The organism is Synechocystis sp. FACHB-908, from assembly GCF_014698595.1.
Lineage (GTDB): Bacteria > Cyanobacteriota > Cyanobacteriia > Cyanobacteriales > Microcystaceae > Synechocystis.
Genome location: NZ_JACJTH010000023.1, coordinates 113523 through 133756 on the forward strand (window position 1 = coordinate 113523; position 20234 = coordinate 133756).

Genomic DNA, 20234 nt, shown 5'->3' on the forward strand with positions numbered 1-20234 from the left:
TTTAATTGGTAGTAATTTGGTTGGCACGTTTTGGGGACTGTTCCAACCTTGGCTAATCCCTACCCCCATTGTTGTTGTCCATTTTTAGGTATTTGTCATGAACTCTAACCAACTTAGCTGGACCGCTTTCCTGGTGGCGATCGCCGGGGTAACGTCCGCTTCAGCTCAGGCTGCCACTGTTGACCATCATGGCCCAGATCAAGGCACCACCATTGAATCCCGCATTGCTCGCATTAATTCCAGCCTTAAAAACACTGCTGATAAAGCTAATTCCCCAGAAAATGCTTCCCAATCTCCAGAAACCCCTATGCAGGTGGCGATCGGTTGGGGTAATGGGCGAGGTGGCGGTACATTTGTTAACCTAGGTAGAGGTGGCTGGGGCAATGGCCGAGGGGGCGGTGGCTTCGGCAATATCAATCCTTGGCGTAACGGCTGGGGCGATCGGGGCGGTTTCTATAACCGTCGTTGGCCTGATGGGGGCGGCTTCATCAACCGTTGGTAAGGCTTATCATTGAGATCCATCCATCTGTTCTTTCCCCATCACCTCATTAATCTGGGAGCAATATCCATGGCTATCAATAACCGCTCTAGCTGGACAGCATTTGTAATTGCCCTAACGGCGATCGGAACAGTGGCAGAACCGGGCAATGCCCTGGCAACTAATTCTCAGAATGCCCTTTCCACTCGGTTAAACAATATCAGCTCAGCTCTACAGCAAAGGGCTAATCAAATGTCCCCAGAGGAAACTCCCATCAATCGAGCTAATCTACAAGCTGGTTTTGCCAATGGTGGCGGTGGTGGTGGTTTTGGTAATGCCCGGCGGGGAGGATGGGGTGATGGTGCCGGGGGCGGTGGCTTTGCTAATGTCGGGCGCGGCGGCTGGGCCGATGGCAGTGGGGGCGGCGGCTTTGCCAATGTTAATAATCCCTGGGGCAATGGTTGGGGAGACGGGGGAGGCTTTGTTAACCGGGGCGGCGGCGGTGGTTTTGTTAATCGTTGGTAGTTTACTAACATTTCACAGCCAACACTGAAACCTAGGGAACAAAATTGCTGTTTTCTTTCTCATCTGTTTCTGCTTATCGGGTAGTGATAGTCTCCCTGGCAATTGTTGGTTACCAACTATTACCATCCCAACCCCTTCTTGCCGAGCCGGCGAAAGTCATTACCGATAACTTTGCCAGTGATTTTGAGGACATGATGCGGAGCTTTCCTGAATGTAAATTTGAAGGAGTTTATCTTGCTCCCTGGGAAGGGATTGATCGGCCAAAACATCGATTTTTTCAGCGTCTTGTGCCAGATAAAATCGAGGATGACTTTGCTTACTATCAAATTAAGGAAAGTTATTACGGTCTTCCTGTTTCAGCAGTTATGATTCCGGCGGGCACCTGGGGAGTTTATGCTGTCACCTTTGAGGTTCCTGTGGAGATTGCCCGTGAACCACTTCAAGCAGTATTTGGTTCTAACTTTGAAGAAACAAGGGAATCTAATTTAGGGTTAGCGCCACAACTGATTATGGATCCAGTTAATGAACAAAAGTCAATCTGGGTATGTACTTCTCCCCTTTAATTGTAATAACAAATCATTTGCCTCAATTGGTGATCACTTATGCAAGCTTTAGTCAACCAAACCCAACCCATTAATGAAAGTATAAGGGATGTGGACATAACTAATTTTGGCCCCACCAATTTAATTATTATTCAACCCACTTCCTATTGCAATTTAGATTGTGATTATTGTTACTTACCCGATCGCCATTTAAAAAATCATCTGCCCCTGGATTTGTTGGAACCAATTATGCAGGCGATTTTTGCTAGCCCTTTTACCACTAGCAACTTTAGTCTGTGTTGGCATGCGGGGGAACCATTGGCCGCTGGGCTAGAATTTTACCGTCAGGCTTTTGCCAAGATCGAAACCTACGGGGAAAAATACAATCACCGCCAACTGTGGTTTGACCATTCCTTTCAAAGTAATGGCATTTTAATTAACCAAGCTTGGTGTGACCTCTTTAAACAATATCCTGTCCATGTGGGTATTAGTTTAGACGGCCCCGCTTTTCTCCACGATAAACACCGTAAAACCAGAACTGGCCGGGGTAGCCATGCCGCCACCATGCGAGGCATTGAATGGTTACAAAAAAATGATATTTGTCACAGTGTTATTGCAGTTTTAACTGAAGAATCTTTAGATTATCCCGACGAAATTTTTCACTTTTTCCGGGATCATAACCTACTGGATGTGGGTTTTAATATGGAAGAAACAGAGGGAATTAACACAGAATCTTCCCTGAATAAACAGGGCACTTTACAAAAATATCGACAATTTTTGGAACGATTTTGGCAATTAACCAGCACCAGTGAACCAGAATTTCGAGTGCGGGAATTTGAATGTTTATGCAATTTGATTTACACCGAAGACCGTCTCGATCACACGGATATGAATCGTCCCTTTGCCATTGTTAGCATCGACCACCAGGGTAACTTTTCCACCTTTGACCCAGAATTATTAGCCATTAAAACGCCCCAGTATGGTGATTTTATTTTTGGTAATGTGTTAACGGATTCTTTTGCATCTATTTGTCAAACGGAAAAATTCCAGCGCATTTACCACGATATGACCCAGGGGGTGGAAAAATGTCGCCAAACCTGTGATTATTTCGGTTTGTGTGGTGGTGGCGCTGGCAGTAATAAATTTTGGGAAAATGGCAGTTTTAATTCCACTGAAACCCTGGCCTGTCGTTTTCGCATTCAACAGGTGGCGGAAGTCGTAATTGGTGCGTTGGAAGAATCCCTGGGGCTAGCTTGAAATCTCCGTAAATCTGTAAATTTCCAATTATTTCAGAGTAAACTATCCATTAATTCCAATATTTGTCGGCTAGCTGGACTGAGCGCCTTCGATTCAGAACTTGCTTGCCTTTGGCGATGGGTGGCCCACAAATCTCGCAGGGCGATCAACTTGAGGCTATTTTCTGCAAAGGCTTTGGCGATCGCCTGGGCGCCGGGCAAGTAGCCAGTGGCTCCCAAATCCATCATGGCGGAACGGCGTAATTGTAAGTCTGTCCCCCCCAGAGCAGTAATGAGAAGGTCGCCGTAACGGTTATCCCCAGTTAACTGAAATAGGGCCCTGGCGGCGGCGTATTGGACTTTCGGGGAAAAATGCTCTAGAAACGGTTCAATTAAACCAATGGACTCCACAGCTTGGAGAGTACCCAGGGCTTCAATAATCGCTTCGTAGGGTTGGGCTAAATGGGGTTTACCCTCCACAAGCTGGGCCGCTGCTAATCCCCCCGTTAACTTGGCCATTAGAGGTGCCATCGCTCTAGCATCCCCCAAACCTTCCAGCGCCTGGGCCGCTGACTCTCGCACATAGTAATCTTCACATTCCAAGGCTTTGATTAGGGCCGGCACCACTTGGCGATCGCCTAATTTTCCCAACGCTTTAGCCGCATTACGCCGCAGGGGATAACCACCGTCCGGGGAGCGATCAGTTTCATCTTCCAAGGCGACCAACAAAGCAGCAATGGTTTCCGGTTGAGCAGCGCGAAAACGACCAATCCACCAGGCCGCATAGTAACGGGCACTGGCATCTTCTGTTTGTTGCAAATTGGCGATCGCCTGGTCGAGGGTATAGGCGGGGTTGAGGTTAGGTTCACTCATGGGCAAGGGAAAAATCTCGGTCAATAAGGCACAGCAGAGGCGGAAATTAAGATCAATTATCTGCTTCGACTTCCAACTCCACCGTTTCCGCTAACTCCGGGGCCGTTAGGGGAGGCGCGATGATTGTATTAGTTAAATTACCAATGCCTTCAATTTCCACCTCCACTTTGTCTCCCACTTGGAGGGCACTAATGCCTTCCGGAGTACCAGTCAAAATTACATCGCCAGGGTAGAGGGTCATCACTCGGGAAATGTAGCTCACTAATACCGGGGGAGTAAAAACCATATCGCTGATGGCCGTGGCTTGCCGGGGAGTTTCCTCATCATTAACGGTGGTTTCCAAATGGGCCTCTGGGTCGATGTGACGTACTACCCAGGGCCCCAGGGGACAAAAACCGTCAAAGCCCTTGGCCCGCGTCCATTGGGAATCCTGCCGCTGCAAATCCCTAGCCGTAATATCGTTGGCAATGGTGTAGCCCCAAATGGCGCTGGCCGCTTCTTCTTCAGTAATATCTTTTACTTGTTTGCCAATAATGACTGCCAATTCCCCTTCGTAGTCCACCCGTTGGGACTGGGACGGATAAACAATTTCTTCCTGGTCAGCGGCGATCGCCGAAGGAGGTTTAAAAAATAAGAGGGGTTCCGCCGGCACATCGTTACCCAATTCCGCCGCATGGGCCCGGTAATTGCGTCCCACCGCCACGATTTTAGAAGGTTCACAGGGAGCTAGTAACCGATAATCCCCTTCACTAACGGCAACATCTAGGGCTTGGCCCCCCAACCAAGGCGCCGCACTTAGCAAAATCACACTGTGATCCAATTGGAACAAACCATAATGGACGGTGCCAGAGTCAGCCTGGATACGAACGTAACGTTGGACCATGGTGGTGTTAAAGAAAGTGATCAAGGGGACGGTAACCCATCCAACATTGCCCAAAGTTTAGAGTCAGAGGGGTATTGCAGTCCATGGACAGGCTTTTGGTAAAGGTTCGACTATGGGATTAACCCCTAGCTCCCCGGCCACCCTAACGAGTATGATAAAAGATCCTTGCTTTTACTCAAACTTTGGTGTCAGCTAGTCATGGTTTTAGCGAATAACAGTGTCTTCCATGGCAACTGAACTAGCCCAGACGATGATGGTTGCTGCGCCTGCCTGAGTTTAAGCCCTAAAGTCCATAAGGAGTCATGTGCTTGTGAATAGTTACGAACTGATGGTAATTCTCCGTCCCGACCTGAATGAAGAACGGGTTAGCCAAGAAGTTACCAAATACCAAGAATTTTTGACCAACAATGCCGCCGAAGAAGTATCGGTGAAGGTTTGGGGTAAACGCCGTCTAGCTTACCAAATCCGTCGCTTTAACGATGGCATTTATGTTTTGTTCAACTTCAACGGTGAAGGCCAGCAGATTGCTTTAATTGAACGGGATATGCGTCTTAACGATAATGTGATGCGCTTTTTGAGCATTAAGCTCACCCCCGAAAAGCCTGAAAAAGAGAAAAAAGCTAAAGCTGTGGCCGTAGAAGCCTAACTTTTCAATTTTGAGTTTCCCTTGGCTTTATCTCTCCCCCAATACCAAGGGGCGGATCTGGGCTAAGGCTTCGGCTTGGGCCCGGGCGGTCAGGGGAGACAATTTCTCTCCATAATCAAAGGTGAAGGCCGGAATCAACACCCACCAAGCCTTTACCTCAACGCCGTAGAGAATTTTAGCCAGGGTCAAGAGTTCCCTGGGATTACCCCGGTGCCCCAAATCCCCTGACAGTTCGTTGGGTTCCAGGGTTTTTAAGGCCACAACTTCCACCGATGGTTCGTTTGCTGATTCCTGCAGTTGGGCATCAATGAAAATTACCCGGTCCACAGCGGCGATCGCCTCGGCCAATTCTGGGGTGAGTTGATGGGTGGAAATAACTCCACAATGGGGCCAGTTTTGCTGAGCAATTTCTTCCGCTAGGTAACGCCCCACGCCGTCGTCCCCCCGCAGGGTATTGCCGTAACCGATGATTAAAGTGGACTTGGTGGATTGGCCTGGCATTCAATTTTCGTTAACCAGCTGGGGTAATTTAGGGGAAACCTACTAAAACTCGATTAGGGTATCGGGATAAAATTTGGCTATAGTCTTCAAGCAACCGGATTACTGTCGTGATTAGCAACGCCGCCACCAGCACCCCCGATCGCCTAACTAGCACAGTCCGCAAAACCTATCCCAACTTTAAAGTAATTGTCCTCAACGACGATTTCAACACGTTTCAGCATGTGTCCGATTGCTTGCTTAAATACATCCCCGGCATGACCGGCGATCGGGCTTGGGAATTAACTAATCAAGTCCACTTCGACGGCTTAGCCATTGTTTGGGTGGGGCCCCAGGAGCAGGCGGAATTGTACCATCAACAACTACGGCGGGAAGGTTTGACCATGGCTCCCCTAGAAAAGGCTTAAAACGTATCTGGAAAATAGGCTTAGCCAGTAAAACCCGCAAGAGTTTACCCGGTTTACTAAAGGTTTGGACAACAACTCTTTTGAAGCAAGACTAGACAAAAAACTCTCAGATTAAGGATTTAAGCCCCGCCAAACTGGACTTTGAGCCAATCTTTAAGAATGTCAATGATGGTAATACCGCCGTTGAAGAAAACGTAAATCACAGAAACCATCAGGACGCCAATTAAAACGGAAAAAATCATCCCTGCTCCGGTAATTAAGCCATCATCCTCCTGGAGACCAAAACCAGTGATGAAAATACTCATGGCCGGCAGGGTGTTGGTGCCAGGAATGGGAATCATCATGGAAATGGCCATGGAGCCAACGGTAATACCCATGAGAATTTTGCCCAGGCGACTTTGACAAACGAGGGGGAAGCGGGGGTGGGCGATCGCCTCTAGTCTTTTCAACCAGGGTAAACCAGCTTTGACAATGCCTTGGGCCTTGCTGGTTTTAATGGTTTTGCTTTGCCAGGAGAGGGGTAACCAGAGCTCCTGACGACCAGCCATCAATTGAATTGCCACCAGAAAAATTAGTACGCCAAAGGGGGTGGAATAACCGGGGGCCGGGATCGGTAAAGCCGAAGGGAGGGAAAGAATTACTAGAACAATGCCAAAAATTTTCTCCTTGGCGATCGCCAAAACCTGGGCCAGGTTCACCGTCGGGCCACGGTCTTCCTTAAAGAAATAATCCTGCAATTCCTGGGACAAACGGGCCATATGGATAGGGAATAAAGCCTTGGGAGTGAAAAATTTAGCGTTTCAGCGGAGATTATCGGTGATTCCGATGGATCACCAGCAAGCACTTATTGGTGACCGGGACGGCCATGGTAGTCCAATGCCAACTGTAATAATCGATCCACTAAGCTAGGAAATTCTACCCCAGAAGCTCGCCACAGTTCGGGATACATACTAAAGGCGGTGAAACCAGGCAGGGTGTTAATTTCGTTGATGACAATCTGCCCCGTAGTCGGTTGATAGAAAAAGTCCAATCGTCCTAAGCCCGCCGCATCCACAGCTTTAAAAGCTTGAATGGCCATGGTCTGGATCTGGTTCACCACAGCTTTAGGTAAGTTGGCGGGGATATGCATTTGGGAGCGGCCATCGGTGTATTTGGTTTCGTAATCGTAAAAGTCGCTGTCGTAGGTGATTTCCCCCACCACGGAAGCTTGGGGATTTTCGTTGCCCAGCACCGCACATTCCACTTCCCTAATATCCGTTAAACCCGCTTCGACAATGATGCGGCGATCGTAACTGGCGGCGTTGTCTAGGGCTGCTTCCAATTCACTACGGTTCCGCACTTTGGCAATGCCCACGGAGGAGCCTAAGTTGGCCGGTTTAACGAAACAGGGATAGCCCACCTGGGCTTCAATTTTTTCGCACAAAGCCGGAAAAACACAGGGATTAGACCAAATTTCCCCCCGTTCTACCCCCATGTAATTGACCTGGGGCAACCCTGCCCGTTCAAAGACCATTTTCATCGCCAATTTATCCATGCCCACACAGGAACCCAGCACGCCACTGCCCACATAGGGCACTTGCATCAAACTAAATAACCCCTGCACTGTGCCATCTTCACCGTTGGGGCCGTGCAAAATGGGAAACCACACCTCCATTCGGGCCGCTTCGGGGGGAAACTGCCACCGTTGTCCGGCCGTAACGGGCTGATCCCCCCAGGGAACTCCCTGGTCCAAAACCTGTTGAGAAACGTCTGGCCCCAGCCAAACGCCATTTTTTTGAATATAAAAAGGGCTTACTTGATATTTGGTTTGGTTATCGTCGCTGGCCAATGCTTTGGCGATCGCCTGGGCGGATTTGATCGAGACTTCATGCTCCCCAGAACACCCACCAAATAACAGCCCCACACGCATGGCAATCCCCTGAAAAATTAAGCTTAGATCGGTTTATCTCGCATAGCCTATCACAAAAGTTTAAGCTGTCAGTTACAGAAAAAATTCCCCTTTTTGTGCTTAATTGCCTTGGTGCGTCCCACTGTTATCTATGCCCATGTCCCCCTTGCCCCCTGCCGTTGGCCTGATCTGTAAACGTTTGGCGATCGCCGTCATCACCTTGTTGGGCATTAGTTTAGTGATTTTTAGTTTGTTAGCCCTCGCCCCGGGCAATCCTTTGGGGGAATTGGCCACTAACCCCTCCATTTCCCAGGAAGTGCGGGACAATTTGCGCCGCAGTTTGGGGCTGGACCAAGCGTTACCCATCCGTTACCTAAAATGGTTATGGAGTCTTTTGCAGGGGGATTTGGGTTATTCCTTCACCAGCCGTAGTCCCGTAATTGATTTGATTGGTCAAAGGCTACCGACAACGTTGTGGTTAATGGGCACGGCCTACCTGATCAGTTTGGCGATCGCCATTCCTTTGGGAGTGACAGCGGCATTGTACCGGGGACGGTGGTGGGAACCGTTAATCAGTGGCATCAGTTTAATGGGCTTTTCCCTGCCCACTTTTTTGACCGGGTTACTGTTCATCCTAATTTTTAGTGTGCAGTTGAGGTGGTTACCCTTCATTTACGACAGCACTCTGACGGTGGATAGCATGGCTAGTTTGGGAACCCAAATCCGTCAACTATTGATGCCAGTGGGGGTGTTAGTGTTCTATCAATCGGCGGTAATTCTACGCTTTGTCCGTTCCGCCGCGTTGGAAGAGTTGCCCCAAAATTACATTCGCACCGCCTATGCCAAAGGTTTAGGCACCTGGGGAATGTTGAAAAACCATCTTTTAAAAAATGCTTCTTTGCCCCTAATCACCCTTATTGCCCTGGATGTACCCACCATTTTCACCGGAGCTTTAGTAACTGAGCAGGTTTTCCGAGTACCAGGCATTGGAGCTTTGTTAATTGAATCCATTTATCGCAGTGACACCCCCGTGGTGATGGCGGTCACTTTTCTTTATGCCGTTTTAATTGTCTTTTTCAGTAGTTTGGCGGATTTGATTTACCAACTGGTGGACCCCCGCATTCGTTGGTAATGGAGAAGCGTTGCCATGATTAGAAATTCCCATTATGTCTACCGAAGAGGCCCTTGGTGATGGTCAGACATTCGATGGACTGAGTCTTCGAGTCCATTAATTTGCCTTCTTGATGGCCAAACTCCCGGTTAAGCAAACCCTTAAAATTTTGCTGGCGTTGTAGATTGTGCCATTGTTAGCCCGGCTGAAAAGGGCTATAACTCAAAAGTGAACTCCTAATTTTCCTTAATCACCATGCTGGATAAAACCACGTTGCAAGAACGCATCCTGACCATCAAACAAAAGCGTAAATTCCTCGAAGACCTGGCGGAGCAACCTAACCTGGGCATCCTTTCCCTGGACGTTTCCCAAGCTCTGGCGGAATTAGACGACTTGATCGAAGATTTTGAAAATACCTTCCCCGATGCCTAGGCTGGCCTTTTATTCTACAGTTAGCAAACAGTTAACTTCATACGTATGCGCATTTTAGCTCCCCATCCCCTGGGACAAACTCTTGTGTTCACAGCGGGCATTATGTTGGCGGCGGGCATGGGCTTTGGCATGGCTCTACGGTCGGCTCCCCCCAGGGTAGTGGCAGACCCGTCGGTGCCCACGGAGCCCCAGGACAGTGGTGGTCTGTTCCGTTCTGAGCAAAGTTTCCCTCCCCAAGCCGGCTGGAATTTAGATTCCCAGGGGGAGGATGAGAATCATGGTGGGGCACGTTATAATTCTTTACAAATGCAACCATAAAAAAAGTCCATGCAAAACCAAGTCCTCCAGGCCTTTTTTCTCGGCCGCGCCTTTGCCGAAGTCCTCAGCGAAAAGGTAGAAGACGGCGTAACCAATGCCCTGAGTGAGTTGGGCAAGTTTGATGCGGAACAACGGGAAAACCTACGTCAATTCATTGCCGAGGTGCAATCCCGCGCGGCCAATGATGTCACCCAGGAGGGGGCGGCGATCGCCACGGTGGATGGCCCGGTTAGTGCGGATGAGTTGCAGGAAACATTGGATAAACTGCGGGCAGAAATTGCTAGCCTCAAATCCGAGTTGAAAAACTACCGGGATAACCAGGGTTAACCGAACTTTCATGGCTGAAACTGTTTACCTAAAAACCAGTATTTTTGAATATCTAACTGCTAGACCTAGTCAGAGTTTGATTTTGGATTCAAATTACCGATACTGTTTACGCCCTATGAACTTTTAGGAGACTAGCCATGTTTAAGGATGAAATCGTTGAAAAAATTCATAAACTTCGTCGTGCTTACTCTAAGTCTTTTAACCACGATTTACAGGCAATGTACGAAGACACAAAAAGAAGAGAGGCTATCAGCGGTCGCACCTATGTAATCCCTAATGTCCATCCTGAAAAAAAACACGAAGAAACCCCTACTTCATAAATTTAATTCCCTATCTTCCCATTCCGTATTATTTCCTTTAGTCCTTTCTTTGTATCAGTGTGTCTGCCCTATCCACTAAGCTTGAGCCCACAAATTCCTATTCTGAATCTCTGCCCCCCCAACGGCGATCGCCCCTAGAAGCGGAGGGTCGGTATCGCTGGAATCGGGGTAACTATTCCATCACCCGGCGGCGCATCGATATTTGGGGCTTTGTGTTGACATTGCTGTACCAATTCTGGTTAAACGGCAAAAAGTGGAGCTATGCCGGAGGTTACACGGAAGAAAAACTCCAGCAACGGCGGCGGCGTCAAGCCAAATGGATTCGAGAAAATTTGCTTAGCCTTGGTCCTACCTTCATTAAAGTGGGACAGTTATTTTCCACCCGTTCCGATTTGTTTCCAGCGGAATATGTGGAGGAACTGTCCAAGCTTCAAGATGAGGTGCCCGCCTTTAGCTACGAACAGGCCGCCGGCATCATTGAAGAGGAATTAGGTAAACCGATCGCCAAACTGTATCGTAGTTTTGACCCCGTCCCTTTAGCAGCAGCTAGCTTGGGCCAAGTGCACAAAGCTCAGTTGCACACCGGCGAAGATGTGGTGGTGAAAGTGCAACGGCCAGGGTTAAAAAAACTGTTTACCATTGACCTGGCCATCCTGAAAAAAATTGCCCAATATTTCCAAAACCATCCCAAATGGGGCCGGGGCCGGGACTGGAACGGCATTTACGAGGAATGTTGCAAAATCCTCTGGCAGGAAACGGATTATCTCCGGGAAGGACGCAGTGCCGATACCTTTCGGCGTAACTTCCGGGGGGAAGATTGGGTTAAGGTGCCCCGGGTTTATTGGCGCTACACCTCCACCCAAATTTTGACGTTGGAATATTTGCCCGGCATTAAAATCAGCCACTACGATGCCCTAGAAGCGGCGGGGTTAGAACGAAAAGAGTTGGCCCAACTGGGGGCCCGAGCATACTTGTTCCAACTGCTGAACCATGGCTTTTTCCATGCCGATCCCCACCCTGGTAATTTGGCCGTCAGCCCGGAAGCAGGGGAATTAATTTTCTATGACTTTGGCATGATGGGGGAAATTACCCCGGACACGAAAAATAAACTCATGGATACCCTATTCGGGGTAGCGGAAAAAAATGCCGAGCGCATTGTCAATTCCCTGGTGGCCCTGGGAGCCCTGAAGGAAACGGAAGATATGGGCCCTATCCGGCGATCGGTGCAATTTTTGTTGGATAACTTCATGGATAAACCCTTTGAAGAACAGTCCATTACCAAAATTAGTGACGACCTTTACGAGATTGCCTACGATCAACCTTTCCGTTTTCCGGCAACTTTTACCTTTGTGATGCGGGCTTTTTCGACCCTGGAGGGGGTGGGAAAAGGGTTAGATCCGGATTTCAATTTCATGGCTGTGGCCCAACCCTTCGCTTTACAAATTATGAACAATTCCAATGGTTTTAACCCCGCCGGTAACATTATGGATGAACTAGGTCGCCAGGCGGTGCAGGTGGGTAATAGTGCCTTGGGGCTACCCCGGCGCATTGAAGACAGCCTTGACCGTTTAGACCGGGGAGATATCCGAGTTCGGGTTAGATCAACGGAAACTGATCGACTTTTGCGACGGATGGGTACTATGCAAATGGGCACCAACTATGTTTTATTTACCTGTGCTTTGGTCCTATCAGCCACGCTATTGTTTGTAAATAATTATTTTATGGCGGCGGCGGTTGTATTATTAATGTCATTGGTGCCAGCCTTTGCCCTCTGGCGATTATTAAAACGTTTGGAAAGACAGGACCGGATGTTTTAAAAGACAAGCACTCTCTCTCTGCCCACTAAAAACTAACCCAATTTTCTAAGGCCTGTGACAGAAGTGAATTTATCAGTTGTTAGTTGTAGTTCCACGGGAAAGACGGATCCCGGTCTAGTTCGTCAGTACAATCAGGATAGTTTTTACCTTGATCCAGAGGGACGATTTTACATTGTCGCCGATGGTATGGGGGGGCACGCCGGAGGAGAAGAGGCCAGTCGGATTGCAGTGGAAAGGGTACGGGATTACCTGGACACCTACTGGCAATCGGAGATTACCTCGGAACAATTGCTGAGGGATGCACTAATGGATGCCAATGAAGGTATTCTTGAGGATCAAAAAATTAACCTGGAACGGCGGGATATGGGTACCACCGCAGTGTTAATCGCCTTTCGGGAAGATGGTGCTTGGCGGGCCCATGTGGGGGATTCTCGCCTATATCGTTTACGAAATCAGCAATTGGAGCGGGTGACGGAGGACCATACCTGGGTGGCCAGGGCCTTGAAAATGGGGGACATTGACCCGGCCCAGGCTAAGGTCCACCCCTGGCGCCATGTGCTGTTTCAATGTTTGGGGCGGCAGGATTTGAATTTTATCGAGGTGGAAGCTCTAGATGCCCAACCGGGAGACACCTTTATGATGTGTAGCGATGGCTTAACGGAGGAAGTGCCCGATAATTTAATTGAAAAAATCCTCACTGGTCAGGGGAATTGTGATGATCAGGCTGTCCAATTAATTGAAGAAGCCAAAAATGCCGGCGGCTCGGACAACATCACCATAGTGCTTGTGGATTTTTCTGAGGATAACCAGGACAGTTAATAGATTTAGTATGCGCGAAGACATAAAGAGTGAGTGATTCCACCAATTTAACCATTGCGGAAGAGACCTTGGCCCTGTTGGAGTGGCCCAGGCTTTGTCAGCATTTGTCCACTTTTACCCAAACTCCCTTAGGGGCGATCGCCGCCCGCTACTTATTGCCCCCTTCCCAGTGGGAAGAAAGTCGGGAATTGCTAGCCCAAACCCAGGCGGTGGAATCGATTGAAAATTCTCCGGAAAGTAATTGGCATTTTAAAGGTATTGCCGACATTACTGAACCTTTGGCCCGGGTAGAACGGGGCGGTTTGGTTACGGGGCTGGAACTGTTGGCGATCGCCGGCACGTTAGCAGGGGTAAGGAGATTGCGGCGGGTCATCGAAGAACGGGATGACCTGGAAATTTTGCAAACCTTGGTGGCGGAAGTAAGAACCCTACCGGAATTGGAACAGGCCATCCACCATTGCCTAGGGGAAGATGGCAAAGTGGCCGAGCGGGCTAGCCCCAAATTGGGGGAAATTCGCCAAAAATTAAAGGCTGTACGGGAGCAAATCCAGCAAAAGCTACAAAAAATCATTCAACGCCAAAGCAATGCCCTCCAGGAAGCAGTAATTACCCAACGGGGGGACAGATTTGTTTTACCCATCAAAGCGGGTTACAAAGAACAGATGCCCGGCATTGTCCATGATAGTTCCGCCAGTGGTAACACCCTGTATGTGGAGCCCCAAGCCATTGTGGAATTGGGCAATAAACTGCGGCAAGCCCGTCGTCAGGAGCAAACGGAAGAAGAACGGATTCTGCGACAACTGAGTGATCAAGTTTTAGAAGTTCTGCTGGATTTGGAACATCTGTTGGCGATCGCCACCCGCTTGGATTTGGCCACGGCCAGAGTACGCTATAGCTTTTGGTTGGGGGCCCATCCTCCCCAATGGTTGACCCCAGGAGATGAAAAGCCGATTACGTTACGACAATTGCGCCATCCCCTGCTCCATTGGCAGGCAGAAAAAGAAGGGGGGCCCGCTGTGGTTCCCATCACGTTAACCATTGATTCTCAAATTCGAGTCATTGCCATTACTGGACCCAATACGGGCGGCAAAACCGTTACCCTCAAAACTCTGGGTTTGGTGGCCTTGATGGCCAAAGTGGGGTTATACATTCCTGCTAAGGAAACAGTGGAAATGCCCTGGTTTGCCCAGATATTAGCGGATATTGGCGATGAACAGTCTTTACAACAAAATCTTTCCACCTTTTCGGGGCATATTTGCCGCATTATCCGCATTTTGCAGGCTTTGCCCTCTGGAGTTCAGGATGTATTGGACCCGGAAATTGATTCTCCCAACCATCCAATTTTTCCATCTTTAGTCTTGCTGGACGAAGTAGGGGCCGGCACCGATCCTACCGAGGGTAGTGCCCTGGCGATCGCCCTATTGCGTCATTTAGCAGACCAGCCCTGTTTAACGGTGGCCACCACCCATTATGGGGAATTGAAGGCGCTGAAATACCAGGATGCCCGGTTTGAAAATGCCTCAGTGGAATTTGATGACCAAAGTCTCAGCCCCACCTACCGTTTGCTTTGGGGGATTCCTGGCCGTTCCAACGCCCTGGCGATCGCCCAACGTTTAGGTTTGCCCCTAGCCATAGTTGAACAGGCTAAGGATAAATTAGGCGGTTTTTCCGAAGACATTAACCAAGTCATTGCGGGGTTGGAGAGTCAGCGACGGGAACAGGAACAAAAGGCAGCCAATGCACAAAAGCTACTCCAGGAAACGGAAATTTTTTACCAACAGGTTTCCCAAAAAGCGGCCAGTCTGCAGGCGAGGGAAAGGGAATTAAAGTCTTATCAAGACCAGGAAGTGCAACAGGCGATCGCCGCCGCCAAGGAAGAAATTGCCAAAGTTATCCGCCAACTGCAACGGGGTAAACCTAGCGCTCAAAAGGCTCAGCAGGCGACGGAGATTCTCGGACAGATTCAGGCTGAACAAAAAGCAAAAGTTGCCCCTAAACCAATTGGTTACCAGCCCACAGTGGGGGAACGTATTCGTATTCCTAGTTTTGGCCAAACCGCCGAAGTGACCCAGGTCAATGCCACTGCCCAAACTGTTAACGTCACCCTAGGTTTGATGAAAATGACGGTGCCCATGGCGGACATTGAATCCCTAAACGGCAAAAAGGTGGAGCCGCCTCCTAAGTCGGAACCTGTGCCGAAAAAAGTTAAAGCCGAGCCTCCAGCAACTGAAGCTAAATCCCCGCCGGTGCTAGTGCGGACAGAAAAAAATACGTTGGACTGCCGCGGCGATCGCCTAGAGCGGGCCGAATCCCGCTTGGAAAAAGCCCTTAATCAAGCTTTAGATGCCGGGGTGTTATGGATTATCCATGGCAAAGGTACGGGAAAATTACGCCAAGGAGTGCAGGAATATTTGTCCCACCATCCCTTGGTAAAAAGTTATGCCCTAGCGCCCCAAAATGACGGGGGAGCTGGGGTAACCATTGCTTATTTGCGGTAATGGTCTTGGAGAAACTCCGTAAAGAGTTTAACTTTAGTGGCCAGGTGGCGGTTAACCGGATAAATCAGGGAAACAGTTAATTCCCGTAGGCAATAGTCCGGCAAGATGATTTGCATTTTTCCTGCCTCTAAATAGGGTTGGACAATAAATTGGGGCAATAACGCAATCCCCAAACCCTGGGCCACGGCGATCGCCAAAGCTTCCCCATTATTGGAGCAAAAATTGCCACTAACAGATATAACTTTTTCCCCTGCTTGACCGAGAAATTGCCACTGACTCCCCCCACTGGAATAACCATAAAGTAAGCAATTGTGGCGCTGTAAATCCTCGAGAGCTTGGGGCATTCCCCGTACAGCTAAATATTCCGGTGACGCACAGAGTAGTAACTTAGTCTGAAATAAAGGTTGACAGATCAAACTAGCCGATTCCAGCGGTTGGGCAATGCGAATCAATAAATCGTAACCCTCGGCGATCGCGTCCACAAATCGATCCTCCAGAGTTAACTGCACTTCCACTTGGGAATGTAAAGCCATAAACTTCGCCACCAGCGGCGCAATGTACATGGTGCCAAAGGTCATGGGTGCATTAACTCGCAACAGACCCTTCGGTTCCCCATGGAGTTGGGACACTGACAATTCTGCTTCCTCTAAATCTGCCAAAATTTGCACCGATTTTTCATAAAAGGCTATCCCTGTGGGGGTGGGGGTCACTTTACGGGTACTGCGGTGGAGAAGCTGTACTTTAAGCTCATTTTCTAGGGCAATCACCATCTTATTCACCGTTGATCGCCCCAGATTCATTTTCCGCGCCGCCGCCGCAAAACTGCCCTCCCGCACAACTTGGGTAAAGGCGTAAATACTTTCAAGTTTGTCCATTGATATTCCTATTGTCCCTATTTTGGATGCAATCTGTGCTTAAAATACTATATTGTCTTTATTGGGGATGCAAACTAGAATGGGAACCAAGGTCACAAACCTCAACCGACAAAAATAACGGAGGTCATCATGATCACACTCCGCCCCTCCGAAGCCCGGGGTCATGGCAAACTCGACTGGCTAGATAGTTATTTCAGCTTTTCCTTTTCCCATTACTATGACCCCGCCCACATGAATTTCTCCAATCTGCGGGTCATTAATGAAGACTACATTGCCCCTGGTCAGGGTTTTGCCACCCATGGTCACAAAGATATGGAAATTGTCACCTACGTCCTGGAGGGAGAACTGGAACACAAAGATAGTATCGGCAATGGTTCAATTATTCGTCCTGGGGATGTGCAACGCATGAGTGCGGGCACCGGCATCCTCCACAGCGAATTTAATCCCTCCCCCGATCAACCCGTTCATCTGTTGCAAATTTGGATCACTCCCAATCAATTTGGGGTAGAACCCAGTTATGAGCAAAAGTTTTTCTCCCCGGAAGACAAACAGGGACAATTAAGGCTAGTGGCATCCCCCGATGGTCGGAATGGTTCCGTTACTATCCACCAAGATGCTTGCATTTATGCTTCCGTTCTGGGGCAAGGGGAAACAGTCAGCTACAGCCTATCTAACCGTAGAGCCTGGCTACAGATTATCCGAGGCAATCTGACATTGAATGGAAAAACCCTGAAAACCGGAGACGGAGCAGGCATTAACGAAGAGCAAGCCATCACCTGTACCGGCCAGGGGGAAGCAACGGAATTTCTACTATTTGACCTACCTTAGTGTTGTCGATTTTACCCAATTTTTACCAATATCCTGAGAGGAGAAAATAATGACTGAACCAACCATTGCCGATACAAAACCCATGGTTATGGAGCTTGAAGCCGGAGACTATTATTGGTGTGCCTGCGGCAATTCCACCAACCAACCTTTCTGTGATGGCAAACATAAAGGTACGGGGTTTACCCCACAAAAGTTCACCCTAGAGAAATCACAAAAGGTAGCCCTGTGTCTTTGTAAGCACACCGATAATCCCCCCTTCTGTGATGGTGCCCACGCCAAACTTTAGCAATTTATCAATGACAGATAAACAGATAAAAAGCCATAGCCACTAAATTCGTTGGTGCATCTTCTGCTATTGTAATTAACTTTGCCAGTAGAAGATGTACCCTATTAAGTAATTGTGGCTATCCGAATACCGGCTATACTGGCCAATTTTTATAGGCCTAGATTGAGAACTGCAGCTAGTTTCGTTCTAGTAGAGTATTGAAATCTTTCAGCTATAGTGCAGCCCAGAACTAGGACTTAGATGTGGCGGACTTTTTTTGTCTATTCCTAACGTAAATTGCCCTGTTTTTACGCTCAATTTCAAACAAATCAATCGCCTCAAATAAACTACTTAGCTTGGCATAGCCGTAGTTGCGGGAATCAAAGGATGCTTGGTTTTTGATGTGGCCGCCAATTTCAGCTAAGCTTGACCAGCCATCGTCGTCAATGGTGCTGGAAATGGCACTCCTAAGTAAACTAATTAATTTTGCGTCTTGTTTCAATTCCTTCCCAGTTTTCTTAACACTAGTGGAACTTTGGGTCGCCCCTTCAGAGTTTTCAATTTGATCAATACTTTCCAAGTATAAAAATGTCGAACAAGCATAGACAAAAGGCAAGGGAGTTTTTTTCTCCCCAAAGCCATAAACTTTTAGTCCATTGGTCAAAATCCGCATTACTAAAGGGGTAAAGTCACAATCACTTGACACAATGGCAAAGGCGTCCAACCGTTGGGTGTAGAGCAAATCCATGGCATCAATAATCATGGCGGCATCGGTGGCATTTTTACCCTTGGTGTAATCAAACTGTTGCACGGGACGAATGGCATACTCATGTAAACATTCTTCCCAGGCTTTTAGGTTAGGGCTTTTCCAATTGCCATAGGCTTTACGAATATTGGCTACTCCATATTTGGCAATTTCCGATACGATCGCCTCAATTTTGGACGCTGGGGCATTATCCGCATCAATTAGCAGGGCAATGTTTGATTCCGATTGCGGCATACTTCTCCAAAAAGGGACGATTAACTAAGAATTCTAACTCTAATAATAGTCAAGCAATTAATGGAATTATCTTGAAATTGCTCTAATCTCTTCTAGAATCTCTTGCTTTTCGCTGAAGCTTGCATTATCGCCGGATGTTGGGGTTGGCAAAGTAATTTTCTTTACTAATCTTTATATTCGCTTTTGGTGGGCGAACCTATGATGGTCTTCAGGAGGGCATAGTTTTACATAGTACCTTTGCCTGTTTACACTGAAAGCCTATGTTTTTGTCGTCCTGGAGAAGTTTAGAGCAAAAGTGCCTAGGCGGGCGGTATGTCCTGCAGTCTTTACTGGGTACTGGTGGTTTTGGGGCAGTATTTCTGGCGGAATGCGTCGATGATTCGGCGATCGCCTACAACATCCCCAATGCACGGTGGTAATCCACGGTGCCATCAAATATAGACTTCACAGAAAGACGGGCTTTAACTTTGCCTCCCACCAGTAACTGGCAAAAACTTTTGGCGATCGCCATGACAGATAAACTCCAAGCGGCACACAAGGGGCAACCATCATTAAATTCCCCAAATTCCCCGCAAGCAAGGTTGAGGGTTTTTCCTTTGGTGTTGAAGTAGTGAGTTTTCTCTGACGCTCTGCTAGCTAACCCCGTGGGATGTTGGCAACGCCATCTCATCCTTCAAAGGCTTGCCTAAAACTCTTCAAGCACTTTCTATGGAATGACCTCATCTAGTGGAAGGACGTCCAACGAGTTCTATGGCCAAGGTATTTCCTGAGCGCTATCAAAACTTGATGCTCGGCAAAAATTTACTGCTGGGGACTGGTTTATCCACCTTTAGTAATACTGGTATTCATCTCTGCCGGTACTATAGTTGTAATGCCATTCACCATCAGAGCGTATATTGTTCAAAATTCCCATGCTAGTTTCATGACCCATGCGGTAGATGTCAGACATCCGCTGATAATACTCTGGAGACATGTTAGAAGAAGCTGAAGCTTGGGATGCTTGGATTTGTTGCCCCTGCTGAAATACGGACTGGAGCTGTCCCCCAAACTCAGCTAATTTGTTAATGGCTGGTGGTACTTTGGCGATCGCCGCTTGTAGGATGGCGGTATTTTCTGCCTGATAGGCCTGTTGAATCTGGCCAAGAATTTCTTGCCAAGGGGAAAAAGCCAGAGACCCTAAACCGTTAATGGCAACCACTGTGCTCAAATATTGAGTCTCCATGGAACCGGCTGGCAACATTGGTAACAGCACTTCCCCCGCTTGATAAGCTTGGCTAAAGTTATTAGTAATACGATTAGCCATGGGATATAGCTGTTGGGCCAACGCCAGTAATTGCTCATCAGTTTGGACGTTTTCCATCTCACTAAGCAGTGTCAAAAAGGGCACAATTTCCCCCATGGCATTGGTCATGGATTGATCCATTTGTGCATAGGCCATTTCTGCTTGATTACCTTGGGCTACCAGGGTTTGTGCTGGGGGATAATAACTGGGTGAACTAGCTAATAGATGGTTGGTGCTCGCCAGGGGCGGGGCGATGATAAATACCATAGCCAACGCTTGTTCCAGTTTAAAATTCATAGTTATCATCTCAAGTCATTTTTGTACTATAATTATTGGTGGTTAAACATTAAATTTAGTAACAATTATC

26 protein-coding genes are annotated in these 20234 nt (G+C 48.2%); 17 read left to right on the forward strand and 9 right to left on the reverse strand.

Annotated features, from left to right (window positions below; genetic code table 11):
- Positions 1-97: 97 nt before the first annotated feature.
- The 4 genes from grrA (H6G46_RS08255) (at position 98) to grrM (ending at position 2802) form a co-directional block, all read left to right on the forward strand.
- The gene (grrA, locus tag H6G46_RS08255; protein WP_010872317.1) at positions 98-502 is read left to right on the forward strand and encodes a GrrA/OscA1 family cyclophane-containing rSAM-modified RiPP; all 405 of its coding nucleotides are present in this window, start codon (positions 98-100) and stop codon (positions 500-502) included.
- A gap of 66 nt (positions 503-568) precedes the next feature.
- Positions 569-1003: a GrrA/OscA1 family cyclophane-containing rSAM-modified RiPP gene (gene grrA / locus H6G46_RS08260; RefSeq protein WP_010872316.1), complete on the forward strand. Its 435-nt coding sequence runs from the start codon at positions 569-571 to the stop codon at positions 1001-1003.
- A gap of 44 nt (positions 1004-1047) precedes the next feature.
- On the forward strand, positions 1048-1566 hold the full coding sequence (locus H6G46_RS08265) for a hypothetical protein (protein ID WP_020861653.1): 519 nt from the start codon (positions 1048-1050) through the stop codon (positions 1564-1566).
- Between the two features lie 39 nt (positions 1567-1605).
- The gene (gene grrM, locus H6G46_RS08270) at positions 1606-2802 is read left to right on the forward strand and encodes a cyclophane-forming radical SAM/SPASM peptide maturase GrrM/OscB (protein WP_010872314.1); all 1197 of its coding nucleotides are present in this window, start codon (positions 1606-1608) and stop codon (positions 2800-2802) included.
- A 32-nt stretch (positions 2803-2834) separates the two neighbouring features.
- On the opposite strand, the gene H6G46_RS08275 is transcribed toward grrM, so the two are convergent.
- Together H6G46_RS08275 and H6G46_RS08280 are read right to left on the reverse strand one after the other, a co-directional pair.
- A complete protein-coding gene (locus tag H6G46_RS08275) occupies positions 2835-3653 on the reverse strand; it encodes a HEAT repeat domain-containing protein (protein WP_010872313.1) in 819 nt (272 codons plus the stop codon).
- A 52-nt stretch (positions 3654-3705) separates the two neighbouring features.
- The gene (locus H6G46_RS08280) at positions 3706-4536 is read right to left on the reverse strand and encodes a fumarylacetoacetate hydrolase family protein (RefSeq protein ID WP_010872312.1); all 831 of its coding nucleotides are present in this window, start codon (positions 4534-4536) and stop codon (positions 3706-3708) included.
- Between the two features lie 304 nt (positions 4537-4840).
- Here H6G46_RS08280 and rpsF point away from each other — a divergent pair, with 304 nt between their 5' ends.
- Complete coding sequence (rpsF, locus tag H6G46_RS08285) at positions 4841-5182, forward strand: 30S ribosomal protein S6 (RefSeq protein WP_010872311.1); 342 nt, start codon at positions 4841-4843, stop codon at positions 5180-5182.
- A 27-nt stretch (positions 5183-5209) separates the two neighbouring features.
- Here the strand turns inward: rpsF and H6G46_RS08290 are convergent, their stop codons facing one another.
- Positions 5210-5683, reverse strand: a complete 474-nt coding sequence (locus H6G46_RS08290; protein WP_010872310.1) for a hydrogenase maturation protease — start codon at positions 5681-5683, stop codon at positions 5210-5212.
- Between the two features lie 107 nt (positions 5684-5790).
- Between H6G46_RS08290 and clpS the strand changes: the two genes are divergently transcribed.
- Entirely contained in the window at positions 5791-6087 is a 297-nt protein-coding gene (clpS, locus tag H6G46_RS08295) for an ATP-dependent Clp protease adapter ClpS (RefSeq protein WP_010872309.1), read from the forward strand.
- 119 nt (positions 6088-6206) lie between these two features.
- Here the strand turns inward: clpS and H6G46_RS08300 are convergent, their stop codons facing one another.
- Positions 6207-6845, reverse strand: a complete 639-nt coding sequence (locus H6G46_RS08300; protein WP_010872308.1) for an exopolysaccharide biosynthesis protein — start codon at positions 6843-6845, stop codon at positions 6207-6209.
- Positions 6846-6931: 86 nt separating this feature from the next.
- Entirely contained in the window at positions 6932-7996 is a 1065-nt protein-coding gene (locus H6G46_RS08305; protein WP_010872307.1) for a D-alanine--D-alanine ligase family protein, read from the reverse strand.
- Positions 7997-8132: 136 nt separating this feature from the next.
- Between H6G46_RS08305 and H6G46_RS08310 the strand changes: the two genes are divergently transcribed.
- The 8 genes from H6G46_RS08310 (at position 8133) to H6G46_RS08345 (ending at position 15617) form a co-directional block, all read left to right on the forward strand.
- A complete protein-coding gene (locus H6G46_RS08310) occupies positions 8133-9107 on the forward strand; it encodes an ABC transporter permease (protein ID WP_041425951.1) in 975 nt (324 codons plus the stop codon).
- A 234-nt stretch (positions 9108-9341) separates the two neighbouring features.
- Positions 9342-9518, forward strand: coding sequence for a hypothetical protein (locus H6G46_RS08315; protein ID WP_010872305.1), 177 nt, complete (start codon positions 9342-9344; stop codon positions 9516-9518).
- A 45-nt stretch (positions 9519-9563) separates the two neighbouring features.
- The gene (locus tag H6G46_RS08320) at positions 9564-9836 is read left to right on the forward strand and encodes a hypothetical protein (RefSeq protein ID WP_010872304.1); all 273 of its coding nucleotides are present in this window, start codon (positions 9564-9566) and stop codon (positions 9834-9836) included.
- A gap of 9 nt (positions 9837-9845) precedes the next feature.
- A complete protein-coding gene (locus H6G46_RS08325; protein WP_010872303.1) occupies positions 9846-10163 on the forward strand; it encodes a DUF6825 family protein in 318 nt (105 codons plus the stop codon).
- A gap of 137 nt (positions 10164-10300) precedes the next feature.
- The gene (locus H6G46_RS08330; protein WP_020861650.1) at positions 10301-10483 is read left to right on the forward strand and encodes a hypothetical protein; all 183 of its coding nucleotides are present in this window, start codon (positions 10301-10303) and stop codon (positions 10481-10483) included.
- Positions 10484-10542: 59 nt separating this feature from the next.
- Positions 10543-12300, forward strand: coding sequence for an AarF/ABC1/UbiB kinase family protein (locus tag H6G46_RS08335; protein ID WP_010872302.1), 1758 nt, complete (start codon positions 10543-10545; stop codon positions 12298-12300).
- A gap of 54 nt (positions 12301-12354) precedes the next feature.
- The gene (locus H6G46_RS08340) at positions 12355-13119 is read left to right on the forward strand and encodes a PP2C family serine/threonine-protein phosphatase (RefSeq protein WP_010872301.1); all 765 of its coding nucleotides are present in this window, start codon (positions 12355-12357) and stop codon (positions 13117-13119) included.
- A gap of 29 nt (positions 13120-13148) precedes the next feature.
- Complete coding sequence (locus H6G46_RS08345; protein WP_010872300.1) at positions 13149-15617, forward strand: endonuclease MutS2; 2469 nt, start codon at positions 13149-13151, stop codon at positions 15615-15617.
- On the opposite strand, the gene H6G46_RS08350 is transcribed toward H6G46_RS08345, so the two are convergent.
- A complete protein-coding gene (locus H6G46_RS08350) occupies positions 15605-16492 on the reverse strand; it encodes a LysR family transcriptional regulator (RefSeq protein WP_010872299.1) in 888 nt (295 codons plus the stop codon). The genes H6G46_RS08345 and H6G46_RS08350 overlap by 13 nt on opposite strands.
- Before the next feature lie 129 nt (positions 16493-16621).
- Here H6G46_RS08350 and H6G46_RS08355 point away from each other — a divergent pair, with 129 nt between their 5' ends.
- Both H6G46_RS08355 and H6G46_RS08360 read left to right on the forward strand, forming a co-directional pair.
- Positions 16622-17320, forward strand: coding sequence for a pirin family protein (locus tag H6G46_RS08355; protein ID WP_010872298.1), 699 nt, complete (start codon positions 16622-16624; stop codon positions 17318-17320).
- Positions 17321-17369: 49 nt separating this feature from the next.
- Positions 17370-17606: a CDGSH iron-sulfur domain-containing protein gene (locus tag H6G46_RS08360; protein WP_020861649.1), complete on the forward strand. Its 237-nt coding sequence runs from the start codon at positions 17370-17372 to the stop codon at positions 17604-17606.
- A gap of 229 nt (positions 17607-17835) precedes the next feature.
- Here the strand turns inward: H6G46_RS08360 and H6G46_RS08365 are convergent, their stop codons facing one another.
- Positions 17836-18585 (reverse strand): NYN domain-containing protein, encoded by a 750-nt coding sequence (locus tag H6G46_RS08365; protein ID WP_010872297.1) that lies wholly within the window; start codon positions 18583-18585, stop codon positions 17836-17838.
- 260 nt (positions 18586-18845) lie between these two features.
- On the opposite strand from H6G46_RS08365, the gene H6G46_RS08370 reads away from it, so the two are divergent.
- Positions 18846-19004, forward strand: a complete 159-nt coding sequence (locus tag H6G46_RS08370) for a hypothetical protein (RefSeq protein WP_158299073.1) — start codon at positions 18846-18848, stop codon at positions 19002-19004.
- On the opposite strand, the gene H6G46_RS08375 is transcribed toward H6G46_RS08370, so the two are convergent.
- Positions 18977-19255 carry a hypothetical protein gene (locus tag H6G46_RS08375; protein WP_020861648.1) on the reverse strand — a complete coding sequence of 93 codons (279 nt, stop codon included), beginning with the start codon at positions 19253-19255 and terminating at the stop codon, positions 18977-18979. The two genes, H6G46_RS08370 and H6G46_RS08375, sit on opposite strands and share 28 nt — an antisense overlap.
- 159 nt (positions 19256-19414) lie before the next feature.
- Positions 19415-20164 (reverse strand): hypothetical protein, encoded by a 750-nt coding sequence (locus H6G46_RS08380; protein ID WP_020861647.1) that lies wholly within the window; start codon positions 20162-20164, stop codon positions 19415-19417.
- Between the last annotated feature and the right edge of the window lie 70 nt (positions 20165-20234).

What these genes read in the sequence shown, in the direction of transcription:
- grrA (WP_010872317.1), top strand. Translation starts at nt 98, where the DNA reads ATGAACTCTAACCAACTTAGCTGGACCGCTTTCCTGGTGGCGATCGCC.
- grrA (WP_010872316.1), top strand. Translation starts at nt 569, where the DNA reads ATGGCTATCAATAACCGCTCTAGCTGGACAGCATTTGTAATTGCCCTA.
- grrM (WP_010872314.1), top strand. Translation starts at nt 1,606, where the DNA reads ATGCAAGCTTTAGTCAACCAAACCCAACCCATTAATGAAAGTATAAGG.
- H6G46_RS08275 (WP_010872313.1), bottom strand. Translation starts at nt 3,653, where the DNA reads ATGAGTGAACCTAACCTCAACCCCGCCTATACCCTCGACCAGGCGATC.
- H6G46_RS08280 (WP_010872312.1), bottom strand. Translation starts at nt 4,536, where the DNA reads ATGGTCCAACGTTACGTTCGTATCCAGGCTGACTCTGGCACCGTCCAT.
- H6G46_RS08290 (WP_010872310.1), bottom strand. Translation starts at nt 5,683, where the DNA reads ATGCCAGGCCAATCCACCAAGTCCACTTTAATCATCGGTTACGGCAAT.
- H6G46_RS08300 (WP_010872308.1), bottom strand. Translation starts at nt 6,845, where the DNA reads ATGGCCCGTTTGTCCCAGGAATTGCAGGATTATTTCTTTAAGGAAGAC.
- H6G46_RS08305 (WP_010872307.1), bottom strand. Translation starts at nt 7,996, where the DNA reads ATGCGTGTGGGGCTGTTATTTGGTGGGTGTTCTGGGGAGCATGAAGTC.
- H6G46_RS08310 (WP_041425951.1), top strand. Translation starts at nt 8,133, where the DNA reads ATGTCCCCCTTGCCCCCTGCCGTTGGCCTGATCTGTAAACGTTTGGCG.
- H6G46_RS08315 (WP_010872305.1), top strand. Translation starts at nt 9,342, where the DNA reads ATGCTGGATAAAACCACGTTGCAAGAACGCATCCTGACCATCAAACAA.
- H6G46_RS08320 (WP_010872304.1), top strand. Translation starts at nt 9,564, where the DNA reads ATGCGCATTTTAGCTCCCCATCCCCTGGGACAAACTCTTGTGTTCACA.
- H6G46_RS08325 (WP_010872303.1), top strand. Translation starts at nt 9,846, where the DNA reads ATGCAAAACCAAGTCCTCCAGGCCTTTTTTCTCGGCCGCGCCTTTGCC.
- H6G46_RS08330 (WP_020861650.1), top strand. Translation starts at nt 10,301, where the DNA reads ATGTTTAAGGATGAAATCGTTGAAAAAATTCATAAACTTCGTCGTGCT.
- H6G46_RS08350 (WP_010872299.1), bottom strand. Translation starts at nt 16,492, where the DNA reads ATGGACAAACTTGAAAGTATTTACGCCTTTACCCAAGTTGTGCGGGAG.
- H6G46_RS08355 (WP_010872298.1), top strand. Translation starts at nt 16,622, where the DNA reads ATGATCACACTCCGCCCCTCCGAAGCCCGGGGTCATGGCAAACTCGAC.
- H6G46_RS08360 (WP_020861649.1), top strand. Translation starts at nt 17,370, where the DNA reads ATGACTGAACCAACCATTGCCGATACAAAACCCATGGTTATGGAGCTT.
- H6G46_RS08365 (WP_010872297.1), bottom strand. Translation starts at nt 18,585, where the DNA reads ATGCCGCAATCGGAATCAAACATTGCCCTGCTAATTGATGCGGATAAT.
- H6G46_RS08370 (WP_158299073.1), top strand. Translation starts at nt 18,846, where the DNA reads ATGTTTTTGTCGTCCTGGAGAAGTTTAGAGCAAAAGTGCCTAGGCGGG.
- H6G46_RS08375 (WP_020861648.1), bottom strand. Translation starts at nt 19,255, where the DNA reads ATGAGATGGCGTTGCCAACATCCCACGGGGTTAGCTAGCAGAGCGTCA.
- H6G46_RS08380 (WP_020861647.1), bottom strand. Translation starts at nt 20,164, where the DNA reads ATGAATTTTAAACTGGAACAAGCGTTGGCTATGGTATTTATCATCGCC.